This window comes from Bacillus sp. ISL-77, from assembly GCF_018613105.1.
Map to the genome: position 1 here is coordinate 93,896 of NZ_JAGGQY010000047.1, position 13,422 is coordinate 107,317.

Annotated in this window: 8 protein-coding genes and 1 other annotated feature; of the genes, 5 read left to right on the plus strand and 3 right to left on the minus strand. The window is 39.0% G+C overall.

What is annotated here, in order from left to right:
• Positions 1 to 84: 84 nt before the first annotated feature.
• Complete coding sequence (locus tag J7E77_RS19560; protein WP_214716574.1) at positions 85 to 1,209, plus strand: HAD family hydrolase; 1,125 nt, start codon at positions 85 to 87, stop codon at positions 1,207 to 1,209.
• A 45-nt stretch (positions 1,210 to 1,254) separates the two neighbouring features.
• Here J7E77_RS19560 and serA read toward each other — a convergent pair whose 3' ends face one another.
• Positions 1,255 to 2,898 carry a phosphoglycerate dehydrogenase gene (gene serA, locus J7E77_RS19565; RefSeq protein ID WP_214716575.1) on the minus strand — a complete coding sequence of 548 codons (1,644 nt, stop codon included), beginning with the start codon at positions 2,896 to 2,898 and terminating at the stop codon, positions 1,255 to 1,257.
• Positions 2,899 to 2,961: 63 nt separating this feature from the next.
• Positions 2,962 to 3,174 (minus strand) — a binding site (T-box leader).
• A gap of 289 nt (positions 3,175 to 3,463) precedes the next feature.
• On the opposite strand from serA, the gene J7E77_RS19570 reads away from it, so the two are divergent.
• Together J7E77_RS19570 and thrB are read left to right on the plus strand one after the other, a co-directional pair.
• A complete protein-coding gene (locus tag J7E77_RS19570; protein WP_214716576.1) occupies positions 3,464 to 4,759 on the plus strand; it encodes a homoserine dehydrogenase in 1,296 nt (431 codons plus the stop codon).
• Positions 4,760 to 4,857: 98 nt separating this feature from the next.
• A complete protein-coding gene (gene thrB, locus J7E77_RS19575) occupies positions 4,858 to 5,775 on the plus strand; it encodes a homoserine kinase (RefSeq protein ID WP_214716577.1) in 918 nt (305 codons plus the stop codon).
• On the opposite strand, the gene J7E77_RS19580 is transcribed toward thrB, so the two are convergent.
• Together J7E77_RS19580 and J7E77_RS19585 are read right to left on the minus strand one after the other, a co-directional pair.
• Positions 5,768 to 8,317, minus strand: a complete 2,550-nt coding sequence (locus J7E77_RS19580; protein WP_214716578.1) for an EAL domain-containing protein — start codon at positions 8,315 to 8,317, stop codon at positions 5,768 to 5,770. The genes thrB and J7E77_RS19580 overlap by 8 nt on opposite strands.
• Positions 8,318 to 8,409: 92 nt before the next feature.
• The gene (locus J7E77_RS19585; protein ID WP_214716579.1) at positions 8,410 to 8,553 is read right to left on the minus strand and encodes a hypothetical protein; all 144 of its coding nucleotides are present in this window, start codon (positions 8,551 to 8,553) and stop codon (positions 8,410 to 8,412) included.
• 185 nt (positions 8,554 to 8,738) lie between these two features.
• Here J7E77_RS19585 and J7E77_RS19590 point away from each other — a divergent pair, with 185 nt between their 5' ends.
• On the plus strand, positions 8,739 to 11,987 hold the full coding sequence (locus tag J7E77_RS19590; RefSeq protein ID WP_214716580.1) for a winged helix-turn-helix domain-containing protein: 3,249 nt from the start codon (positions 8,739 to 8,741) through the stop codon (positions 11,985 to 11,987).
• A 155-nt stretch (positions 11,988 to 12,142) separates the two neighbouring features.
• Positions 12,143 to 13,324 carry a substrate-binding domain-containing protein gene (locus J7E77_RS19595; RefSeq protein WP_214716609.1) on the plus strand — a complete coding sequence of 394 codons (1,182 nt, stop codon included), beginning with the start codon at positions 12,143 to 12,145 and terminating at the stop codon, positions 13,322 to 13,324.
• Positions 13,325 to 13,422 lie beyond the last annotated feature (98 nt).

The window sequence follows — 13,422 nt, forward strand, 5'->3', positions numbered from 1 at the left end:
TTATTAAACAATTTACTTCAAATTGATTGTCCTACTGTGTTACGATAGCGTATAAAAGCAAACTGGGAAATGAGGGTGGGATAAGTGATTAAAACAATTTTGTTTGACGTAGATGGGGTACTTTTAAGCGAGGAGCATTATTTTGATGCTTCCGCCTTAACCGTTTGGGAGATGTTGATTAGCTGTAATTACTTGGGACTTGAACCAGAGCAATTTATAACGGATTATAGTGAAGATGAAATCAAGGAAATAAGAGAGTTAGTATTTGAAAACGATAAAGTTCTCAAGTTTATGAAATCACGCGGCTTAAACGCCAACTGGGACATGATCTATCTATCATTCTGCCACCAACTTATCCACCTGTTGTCACAAATTAAGGATACTGAATTTGAGAAAATCACTAAATGGTGTCAGGCACCAATCAATAGAGAAACATTATTGGAAATTGGCAGGGTGTTGAGTAATTATCGTGTAAAGATGAATTTCAGTTTGTTTGTGGAAGAGTTTTCACGCTCAGAAGCAACGAAGCAGGAATTGTTTAGTTATTTGAATGAGTTGGCGAAGGAGAAGCTTGGGGTCGAAACTTCTATTTTTAAAAAGGGAGAACTTTGGTCCGTTTGTGAGCATGTATCCCAAGAATGGTATGTGGGGGATGAACATGTTCTTGCCTCTACGGGAAGACCCTCGGTTCAAAAGGGGAAAAAGGGCTTTCTGGCAAATGAAACCACATTAGCCTCGAGGCAGGAAATTGATGAGTTATTTCAATTCTTAAATTCATCAGGTTTCACGATTGGAATCGGGACAGGCAGGCCTGAATTAGAAACAATTCAGCCGTTCCAGCATTTAGATTGGTTAAAGCATTTTGAAGTGAATCGGATCGTCACCGCTGATGAAGTGCTAATGGCGGAAAAAGAGCTGCCCGAAAGGAAGTCGCTGTCGAAGCCGCATCCATTTACATATATCATGGGACTTCTCGGAAAAGAAGCATCAGTTCAGGATTGTTTAAATACGCGTTTGCCGCTTGAAAATGCGGAGACCGTTCTAGTGGTTGGCGACTCATTGGCGGATTTGTTAGCGGCTCGACAACTGGGCTGCCCGTTTGCCGCGGTGTTAACTGGTCTGTCAGGAAAAGATGCGAGAAGTGATTTTGAAAAGCATGAAGCAGAATATATTCTTGATACGGTGCTCGATTTGAAAGGGATATTATAGGTGCAAAAAGGAGGGATTGCTTGATCGCAATCCCTCTTCCCCTGCCTAGATACTTTCTACTTTTTCTATTTCCATACGTCCCGGTTCAAAAGAATCCACATTTGATAACTCCAAGACTTGTGCTTCCTCTAGTCCATCAATTAATTTTAAGGCGTGAATGACATTAGCATTTAATGTCTTATCCAGGGTTAAAACCATGATAGCTTCGCCGCCGACCTCTGTTCGACCAACCTGCATTGTTCCAATATTGATTTGGTGATCACCCAATAGAGAACCGACCTTACCAACCATCCCTGGTACGTCACGATGCTTAATATATAACAGGTATTTTTCTGGTTTGACATCAATCCGGTATTGATTGATTTTTAGAATTCTAGCTCCGTAGCCATTTAAGACCGTAGCACCAATTTTGGCCGTCTCAAAATTATTGGTAACACTCAGTTCCATATAATTTGCAAAGCCTTTATTCGAAGCATTTTTTACAACATTATAGGAAACTCCTTGTTCCTTCAACAGGTGAAGAGCATTAATTAAATTGACCGAATCGCTTAAATGATAAGATAGGACACCTTTAAGCATCGTACGAGTTAACAATTCTGTATCTTCCCCGATTAATTCGCCATAATAATTAATTTCAATTTTAGTAGGTGCCTGTTTGTTTAATAATTGAATGACAAGCTGCCCCATTTGATCACCAAGCAGTAAGTATGGCTGCAGTTTCGCCTGTGTTTCCCCTGACATTTGCGGCATATTAACCGCGTTTTGAATGGATTGAGATTCGAAAATCTCAATGATTTCTGCACTTACCTCTTGGGCAACTTTTTCTTGAGCTTCAACCGTGGAAGCCCCTAGATGCGGTGTTACAATAATATTTGGATTTTGCAGTAATTCTGGGTCGGCAACAGGCTCTTTTTCAAAAACATCAAGGGCTGCTCCAGCCACATGCCCTGTCTGAATGGCTCTAACTAGTGCCTTTTCGTCGATAACACCGCCGCGCGCACAATTGACAAAACGGACCCCTTTTTTGGTTTTTCGCAAATAGTCATCATTAATAAGTCCTCTTGTGTCATTGGTTAGAGGTGTATGAATCGTAATAAAATCTGATTCTTGAGCAATTAAATCGAGACTGGCTTTCGTCATGCCCAGTTTCTTTGCGCGCTCATCAGTTAGATAGGGATCAAACCCTAAAATATTCATCCCAAAGCTTTTTGCTCGTTTCGCCACTTCAGTTCCAATTTTACCCATGCCAATTACGCCAAGTGTTTTCTTATATAATTCCACCCCTTTAAAGGAGTTACGGTCCCATTCGCCGGAGGTCGTTTTCTGATGGGCTTGGGGAATTTTTCTTGCTAATGATAACATCATTGCCAAGGTATGCTCGGTTGCTGCAATTGTATTAGCACCAGGTGCATTGATGACAATAATCCCTTTTCTAGTTGCCGCATTCACATCAATGTTATCGACCCCGACACCTGCTCTAGCGATCACACGGAGACGGCCAGCTGCTTTGAGCAGTTCTTCACTTACTTTCGTTTGGCTCCGGACAATAAGAGCATCGTATTCGCCAATGATGGTTTTTAACTCGTCTGTCGGAAGTGTTGGCTGTCGGTCTACCGTAAAATTAGGATGATCTATTAAGCTTTTCAACCCCGTATTGCTAATTCCATCGGTAACAAGGACTTTAAACATTTTTGAATCCTCCTTTAATTTCTAATAAAAAACGTCCCTCATAACAGACAGAATTGTCTTGTTATGAGGGACGTGAATAAACGCGTGGTGCCACCCTCTTTTGCTGCAAAATAAAAGCAGCCTCAACAAGTTAACGGTTTCAACCGGGCACCGCCTACTAAAACTTTCGGCGGCCAGTTCAGAAGGGCTGGGCATCTTAAGAAAACTGCACTGGTTCGCAGCAAGCACCAGCTCTCTGAAGCATTTTCTTAATAACGTCTTCGTCATCACTTTTCATTTATGGAAGATCTCTAAAAGATTGAAATTTCAAAAAAATAACTGAATATAGTGATTATTCTACAACCATACCTTCAATATTGTAAAGGGATAAAAGAGAAAAAATATTTCAGATTTTGCTGAAAAATTTTGCTCAATAATAGTAATCCCTTTATAATACGGTAGTAAGCGGTTACACTATAATTACTAGAAACAAACCTATTGTAAAAAAATAAAGAGAATCATATAATGTCTACAACAGAGAAACAATTGTATGCCTTGAGTGGACAAATAAGTAGGAGGGTAAAACATGAAAGCAATCTCGATTGGGTTATTGGGTTTAGGCACTGTAGGTTGTGGGGTAGTAAAAATTATTGAAAAAAATCAAGATAAATTAATCCACCAGGTGGGCTGCCCGGTTGTAATAAAAAAGATACTTGTCCAAGATATACATAAAATTAGACCAGTTGAAATAGATGCTAAGGTTTTAACCTCAAACACGGAAGAAATCCTTTTCGATGAGGAAATTGATGTTGTAATCGAGGTAATGGGCGGAGTACAAGATACAAAAGATTATTTAATCACTGCCCTTCGTCAAGGTAAGCATGTTGTTACAGCGAATAAGGATCTAATGGCCTTGCATGGTTCGGAACTGTTAACCGTAGCTTCTGAACACGGCTGTGATTTGTTTTATGAAGCAAGTGTTGCCGGAGGGATCCCCATTCTGCGAGGATTAGTCGATGGACTTGCCTCTGACCGAATTAAGCAGCTGATGGGAATTGTAAATGGAACAACCAATTATATACTAACCAAAATGAGCGACGAAGGCCGTTCCTATGAAGAGGTCCTCAAGGAAGCACAGGACCTTGGGTTTGCCGAAGCAGATCCTACCTCGGATGTAGAAGGACTAGATGCCGCCCGTAAAATGACAATCTTAGCGACATTAGGCTTTTCGATGCATATTGATTTGGAAGATGTACAGGTGTCCGGTATTTCGAAGGTAACCGATGAAGATTTGCGCTATGGAAAACAATTAGGATATACGATGAAACTAATTGGCTATGCCCATCGTGAAGGGGAAAAAGTCGAGGTAAGTGTGGCCCCTACGTTCTTATCAAATAATCATCCACTTGCTTCGGTACAAAATGAATATAATGCCGTTTACGTTTATGGTGAATCGGTTGGTGAAACTATGTTTTATGGACCAGGTGCTGGAAGCTTGCCAACTGCAACTGCAATCGTTTCGGACTTAGTCGCGGTAATCAAAAATCTAAGGCTTGGGGTAAATGGACGAAGTGCTGTGACACCTCAATATCCAAAGCAATTAAAAGATAATGGGGAGAAATACTCTAAATATTTCTTAAGGATTCATGTGCAAGATGAGGTTGGTGTTTTCGCTGATATCACCACCATCTTTGCAAAATATGGAGTCAGCTTTGAAAAGATCTTACAGCTGCCTGTTAAGAAAAACGAAACATCAGAAATTGTTTTAGTGACACATCGAGCATCATTAACTAATTATGATCAAATTTTACAAGAATTAAATGATCTCCAGGCAGTTAAGGAAATAAAAAGTGCGTATCGGGTAGTGAGGAAATCGTTATAAGCTGGCCAGGATTATTAGAAGAATATATACGAGTAAGCCAATCCCATTACCAAATGATGAAAAGGCAGTGACTGAACATATTCGAGGAGTTGTCTATAGTGACATTAAATGATCGTTTTACCATCAATGTACCTGCAAGTACAGCAAATCTAGGCCCAGGCTTTGATTCAATGGGACTAGCTGTTGATTTGTATTTGACGTTAGAGGTGGAGGAGAGCCAAAAGTGGGATATTCGGTCTGCTTGTGATGAATTGAAATCCCTCCCAACTGATGAGACCCATTTTATCTGTCAGATTGCTATTAAAACGGCATCTAACTATGGCATCGAATTACATCCTTGCAAAATAAAAGTCGAAAGTGATATTCCGCTAGCACGTGGGCTTGGTTCAAGTGCAGCAGCGATAGTTGCGGGGATTGAACTAGCGGATACGGTAGGAAGGCTAGGTCTAACACAGCAAGAAAAGCTACTAATCGCAACAGAGATTGAGGGTCATCCAGATAATGTGGGTGCTTCTCTTTTCGGTGGACTGGTCATCGGCTCATATAAACAAAACGAAGTAGATATATTAAGCTTTTCTAATATTTCTTTTGAGATGGTAGCAGTTATTCCAGATGAGATCCTCTTAACAAAGGACTCACGCGGGGTGCTTCCAGCAGCTTTTTCTCGTGAAGAGGCCATTCAAGCTTCTTCTACTGCAAATCTTTTGGTAGCGGCCCTATTAACTCAAAACTGGGAGATGGCAGGGAAAATGATGGAGCAGGACCTTTTTCACCAACCGTACCGAAAACCATTGATTAACTTTTATCAAGAAATAGTAGATTATGCTAAATCCAATGGTGCATTCGGAGTGGCACTAAGCGGTGCAGGACCAACTGTTCTTTGTTTTACGGAGAAGGGAAAAGGAAACCAGCTCGCACAAGGAATCCAAAGTGCATTTTCAACTATGTCAGCGAAGATACTAAATATAGATTATAGAGGAAGCAGGGTTAATATGGTGGAGAGATTTATTAAATAATCTCTCCACTTTTATTTTGATCCTTTCGAAGGTATTGCTCAAACTCCTCTGTGTTTAACGGTTTGCTGAATAAATAGCCCTGCATTTGAATGCAATTTTTCGATAGTAAAAAATCTCTTTGATACTCTTTTTCGACGCCCTCTGCGATTACATTGAGATGGAGACTTCGAGCAAGGTTAATAATCGCCTCTGGGATCTCTGAATTTGCATAATCTTCATGGATATCTTGAATGAATGATTTATCAATTTTCAAGGTATCGATTGGTAAATTTCTCAAATAGCTTAAGGAAGAATATCCTGTTCCAAAATCATCAATCGCAATAGCAATGCCCATGCTTTTAAGCAATTTAAGTGATTGAATAATTTCCGTTGAATTATTCAAGAGAATGCTTTCGGTAATTTCTATTTCAAAATTATTAGAACCCAATTGACTTTCCTTCAGAATCTCTGTGACATGTTTTACCATGCTAAAAGGTTCATGAAATTGATGGGCCGAGAAATTAACTGAAACTGATATCGGGTTAGGACGGTTACGATTCCACTTGCACACCTGATGACAAGCTTCCTTCATAACAAATTCCCATAAAGGATGGATTAAGCCAATATCTTCAGCAATCGGAATAAACAGTTCGGGTGAGACAAATCCGAGTTCATCATCATTCCATCTTAATAGTGCCTCAGCTCCATAAATTTTACCGGAATCAACAGTAACCTTCGGTTGATAATAAACTTCTACCTTGCCATTTTCAATGGCCTTTCGTAACCTAACTTCAAGTTTTGGTCTTTCAATGTTCGACTCTATTAATTTCTCGGTATAAACGATGACTTTGTTACCACCTTGCTTTTTCGCAGAGTACATTGCAACGTCAGCATAAACAACGAGCGCTTCCATATTTTTTGTATGCTCTGGAAATAAGCTAATACCACAGCTTGCACTGAGATAAATTTCGTTGCCATCTAATAGATAGGTTTTTTTAAGAGTATTGACAACTTTTTCTGCTGTAGCTTTTGTTGCTGAGAGGTCAAGATTCATTAGCAAAATAATAAATTCATCACCGCCTTGTCTAGTAATGATACTATTATCACTAGGCAAACACGCAGTAATCCGCTCGGCAACGATTTTCAGTATTTCATCCCCTATGTTATGTCCAAAGGAGTCATTCACCTGTTTAAAACGATCCATATCAATGAATAAAACCGAAACCGTTTCACCGGTTTCTTTTGCGTGTTCGATAGTAGGTTTTAATTTTTCTGAAAAATATCTTCTGTTAGACAAACCAGTTAATGGATCATGATATGCCTGGTATTCAATTAATTCTTTGCTCTTATTCAAATCATTCACATAGTTCTGCAAATCATTAGATAAGGCATTCACATTTTCCGTAAGCAGGCCTAATTCATCTTTTCGTTTTAAGTGTAATTTATTATTAAAGTTACCTTGTGCAATTTCATTCACTTGCTCAACGATATAACCGATTGGCTGTGTAATCGAACGGGAAAAAATCAAACTGATAATAAATACGATAATCATAATAAAGAAGGAAAGTAAAATATGAACAAAAAGTTCATGAGTGAGTTCTTTCTCAATGAGCCCATAATTATAAACAAGGCCGATGACAAATGGTTCAGTGGGTGTGGAGAAAACTGGTACAAAGGTTTTCATTATATCTTTACCATTAAGATCATCCCTGTAGGATTGCACTTGTTTTGAATTTATCGCCTGTTTAATAAATTTTGCATCAACTTGATAGTTTTTATATCTATATGATCCGTACCATACTGGTTTGGCAGAAATACGAATATAACTATTACCGTTTAAAGTGACAACTTCTTTCTTTTTACCGAAGTTCTTTGGATTGAACACTGTCAGTTCTAAGATGCCTCGTTCTTTTGTAAAACCTTTTATTACTTCCCCAGGTCCAAATCGTCGTTCATACTCTAATACTTCATTGTCACGAAAATAAGGATTGATAATATAGTTGGTCGTGCCATCAAAATAATAGCCCCATTTATCCGTATGCTTGGGATTGGAAGAAGCAATCTCAATCGGCCCAGACCAAAAGTAAGGCAAGGTTAAACCTTTTCCAACAGAAACAGGCGTTAACGCAAACAATTGGTGAAAGGCATCATACCAATATCCCCATCCCTTGGTAGACATATTAATTTCCTTATGGTCTGATGACCGAACACCAATAATATCATCTGCAGTTTTCGCTAAAAGGGTTATATGCGATACCATTACTTCTTGGGCAAGTTTCTTTAGTTGCTCATTTGTAATATCTTGATAGTTAGGTGGCAGTGCATGTTTTATCGCTAACGATGCTGTCCTTAATTCTCTGGCATGAATATCTTCAACATACAATGTGCCTTCTCTTATATTCTCAACTTGGAATGACACTTCTTGAGTGATCATTTCAATTTCTCTTTCATTAGTTTCGAGCAGCTGGTTTTTTGAACGAATATAATGAAAGGCATTATTGGTTAATAAAATCAAAAAAACCAACAAGCAAAAAATCAATGGCACCTTTTTTTTGATGGACAATGACGCAACACTCCAATTAAACTGTGACCCACCCATTTTTATAGGGGAGGAGTCACAGCTGTTTTGTTATAACTTCACTACCAAATAGGATTTTAACCTTTCAAACCTTCCAACCATTCTTTATAACATTCATCACAAAGTGATTCATTTCTTTCCTGGTTTGAGGATACAAATGAGACATAGTGCAACTGTCTTTCTTCAATCTCAGTGGTACAATAAAAACATTTTTCAAGCATAGAAACCCCTCCTTAGTTCTTATTTCTATAGTTTTTTCCATTATTTATTTTTAATTACATAGAAAAAATCCCCACTTATGTTTAAATTAACAATTGATTGTGTTTTCCTTCCTACTCGTACACTTATTACTCCCAATATGGTAAAATAGTGTAAATATTGCGAAAATGGAAAGGGGGCCGATCATTTGAATCTGCCGATCATTCAAACAAAGCTGCGCATTCCAGTTGTAAAAGATGACTTTATCAGAAGGGCTAAGCTTACTCAGAAAATGAAGAAAATCCCTGAATACCCTTTGACCCTTATTCATTCTGGGGCTGGTTTTGGGAAAAGTACGGCACTTGCTTTATTTATGAGGGATGAAAAAATTCCAGGCTGCTGGTACTCCATTTCATCGATCGATGATGATATCCTTCCTTTTCTCACCTATATCATCCATTCCATTCGCGGAATTACTCCTGACTTTGGAACCGAACTAGTTACATACATCGAATCAATGGATCGTTATATTCGCGATGAGGAATTAGGTGTTTTGTGTTCCCTGTTTATTAATGAAATCTTATCGATAAATGAAGAGATTACTTTAATCCTCGATGACTTCCATCAAATTGAACATTCCTATGCCATCAATAGCTGGATTGAAAAATTACTTGAACACATCCCTGCCAATTTTCATTTAGTTATTTCAAGCCGGAGCTGTCCAGGATGGAAGCATTTGACGAAAATGAAGGTCTGTGGGCAATTATTAGAGATTACAAGAGATGACCTAGTCCTTACGATTGAAGAGATGGACCTGTTATTAACAGATCTTTACGGATTAGAAGTTGAATCTCAACACCTCCAAACCATCTACCAAATGACAGAAGGCTGGGTTATAGCTTTGTGCATGATTGCCACTCAGATTCCACTAAAGAATGATATATCTGAGCTTTTTGAACACTCTTCGCATTCCCTTCAAGACTTTTTTCAGTATTTAGTAATGGAAGTCTTTTCAAAGCAGCCCCTAATAATCCAGCAGTTTCTAGAACAAACTTCAATCTTTGAAGAGATAGAGGAAGAAATATGTGATGAGGTAATTGGGATTCATGGAGCCTCCAGTATGCTTGAACAGCTAAAAGACCGAAATTTATTTATCCAAAAGATTGGATTAACTCACTACCGTTATCATGCCTTATTTAAAGAGTTTCTCGAAAATACTTTTCAAAAAAATAACCCGGGAAACTATGCTAGACTCCACGAAAAATGTGCTCGTTTTTATGAGAAAAGGAAACTGTGGGAGGCAGCACTCCATCATTATAAAAAAATCAATCACTATCAAGCGATTGCCTCCATCTTACAATTGAATGGCTTAACGATGCTTGAAAGCGGAAAATTGGAAAGCTTATATGATCAGTTAACGATGATTCCTGATTCAGATATGGATGTTTATTACCATCTTTGGTATTTAAAAGCAGAAGTCCATCGCTATCGTTCCCACTATACAGAGGCAGAGGATTGTTATAATCGGACCTATTCTATGGCAGAAAAAAGGCAAGATTATCTTGGGATGAGTAAAGCATTAGAAGGGAAAGCCAAAATTTATCTAGATACAATTCAGCCGCAGCATGCTGAGAGGTATTTATATGAGGCAATAACCTATCGAGAAAAAACCAATGGTTCAGTTGAGGAAAAGGGTAAACTTTATCAATTGCTATCGGAGAATCTGCTAAACTCGGGTAAATCATCTGAGGCAGAAAAATGGATCAAAAAGACACAGGAATCGAAGTCTTCAAGTCCGAACGGAAATTTACAAGCAAGATTGTATTTAAGAACCGGGCGTTTTGATGAGGCGAAGAAATTGCTTTATCTGTTTCAAGAGGAAAAGAACGGGGCTAAGGTTACGTCCCTGCCGCAAGCACACCGTGAAACCAATTTATTACTATCATTAATTGAAGCGTTTACGGGCGAGGGATTAAAGGCAAAAGAACTTGCACAAGCGGGAATTCAGCAAGGAATAAGCCTAAAGGCCCCATTTGTTGAGGCATGTGGCTGGATTCGCATGGGTCATTCCGTACAGATTCTAAATAAATATGAATTAAACTTAGCTGAAAACTGCTACCAGACTGCTTTAGAAATTATGGATCAATTGAATGTCGACAGAGGGAAAGCGGAACCACTAATGGGTCTCTGTATTTTATATGGAACGAGTGGAGAACTCCATCGGGCCTTAGATGCAGGCGAAAAAGCTCTTCAAGAGACAGAGAAAGTCCATGATGTCTGGCTTTCTGCTTTAATTACCCTTTGCATGGGGATCGCCTGTATTTATAATCAACGGCTGCCTAAGGCCTATCTGTTTTTAGAAAAAGCCAATTCTTTATTCGAACAATGTGAAGATTCATTTGGGCTAATGTTAAGCAAGTTCTGGTTTTCCTATATTTATTATTTACAGAAAGAAACAGATTTATTTATGAAAACGATGACTGAATTCTTACGTTCCGTCCAAGTTCACGATTTTGAATTCTTTTTTCAGAAGAGATCTGTATTTAGTCCAAAGGATTTGCAAGTGTTTGTACCTTTGTTAATTGAATGCAGGAAAGAGGAAATTCAAAAACCATATGTCGAGAAAATCCTTCGGGAAATGGGAGTGGCCATGTTTGAAGCACATCCTGGTTACACAATTCGGGTTCAAACTCTTGGTCAATTCAAACTATGGCTCGGTGAGAAGGAAGTTAGGGAGAAGGATTGGCAAAGAGAAAAAGCCAAGGAGTTGTTTCAGTTATTAATTACAGTAAGTGAATCGATTGCCAAGGATGAAATCATTCAAATCCTTTGGCCTTATCAAGATAAAAAAAGTGCGGACCGTGATTTTAAAGTGGCCTTAAATAGTCTGCAAAATGTGCTGGAACCATTACGGAAGGCGAGAGCTGCACCATTTTTTATAATAAGGGAAGGCTTGTTCTATGGGCTAAATCCGAATGCTGTGATTGAATTAGATACGACCCAATTTCAAACATGGATTCTAGAAGGATTACAAGAATCTGATCCTGATAAAGTCATTAACTTTTTAGAAAAGGGCTTGCAACTTTATCAAGGAGAATACTTACCTGACCGCCGTTATGATGATTGGTGTATTAACAAAAGAGAGAGCATGCTCGTTTATTTTTTACGAGGGGCCGAGAAAATGGCCCAGTTAATGGTTCGCAAGGAAAATTACGAGACGGCTATATTCTGGTGTGAAAAAATTCTTGAACGCGACCGAACATGGGAAGAAGCGTATCGTTTGCTCATGTATTGTTATTACCGGAAAAATAACCGTCCTCAAGCGATGAAATGGTATCAAAAATGTACAGATGTATTAGAGGAAGAACTAGGAGTAACTCCGTTAGAACCGACTAAGCATATGTATCAGATGATCATTGAATCAGAAAAAGTCGTCCATCCAATGAAGCAGCCTTAATAAGAGGCTGCTTCTATTTTTGTAACTAGTTTGTAACTTCCATCTCCTATCATAAAATCAAAGCTATGCCATTTTGATATTAAACATTTTAAGGAGGAAAAAGAGTGAAGGGTAATAGAGGGAAATGGGCAATTTTAGGTTTACTTATTTTTGTGATGATGTTTGCCAGTGCATGCAGCTCAGATCAATCATCATCAGACTCGAAAGACAATGGTGGTTCGGAAAATAAAGATCCAATCAAAATTGGCGTGCTTGCCTCCAAAACTGGGGCTTTAGAAGCCTACGGAAAGCAAACCTTAAGAGGTTTTGAGCTAGGCCTTGATTATGCAACCGAAGGTAAATTGGAGGTTGCTGGCAGAAAAATTGAATTCATTGTGGAAGACACAGAAACGAAGCCGGAAGTAGCTGTGCAAAAAGCAACAAAGCTATTAGAGGAAGATAAGGTAGATTTCCTTGTTGGATCCTCCAGTTCTGCGGATACCTTGGCCGTCTTACCGCTCGCTGAAGAATATCAAAAGATAATGGTGGTTGAACCTGCAGCAGCTGATAGCATTACAGGTTCAGAGTTTAATAAGTATATGTTCCATTCAGCACGTAACTCTTCTCAAGATGCCGTAGCAGGTGCTGCAACGATTGCAAAAAAGGGAGTGAAAATAGCGACACTTGCTCCGGATTATTCGTTTGGTCGTGATGGTGTTGCTGCTTTTAAGAAAGCCGCCCAAAAGCTGGGTGCTGAAATCGTGAAGGAAGAATATGCGGATCCAGCAGCGACAGATTTTACTTCTAATATTCAAAAAATAGTTGACGCAAAACCTGATTACTTATTTGTGGTATGGGCCGGAGCAAACTCCCCTTGGAAACAGTTGTCCGATATGAAGGTTCAAGAAAAAGGAATCAAAATTTCGACTGGAGCCCCGGATATTGCTGCTTTATCAACAATGGAGCCGTTGATTGGGATGGAAGGTTTTACTGTTTATTATCATGACCTGCCGAAAAATAAAATTAACGACTGGCTCGTAGCGGAACATAAGAAGAGATTTAACAACGAAGTTCCTGATTTATTTACCCCAGGGGGGATGAGTGCTGCTATTTCGATTGTAGAGGCATTGAAGAAAACGGAAGGTTCTGCAGATGCTGATAAATTAATCGAAACCATGGAAGGTATGAGCTTTGAAACACCGAAAGGAAAGATGACTTACCGACCAGAGGATCACCAGGCACTGCAAACCTTGTATGCAATTAAGCTGGAGAAGAAAGATGGTGTTCCATACCCAGTCCCAGTACTGATCAGGGAGCTATCTCCTGAAGAAACTGCACCACCAATACGGAATAAATAAGTTAAAGTCATCTCAACTGATAAAAAATGACGAGGGTTTGACCGACATAAATTGCTGGTCACCCTCTTCCTTATTTTACGCTAAGAACTTAGGTGGTG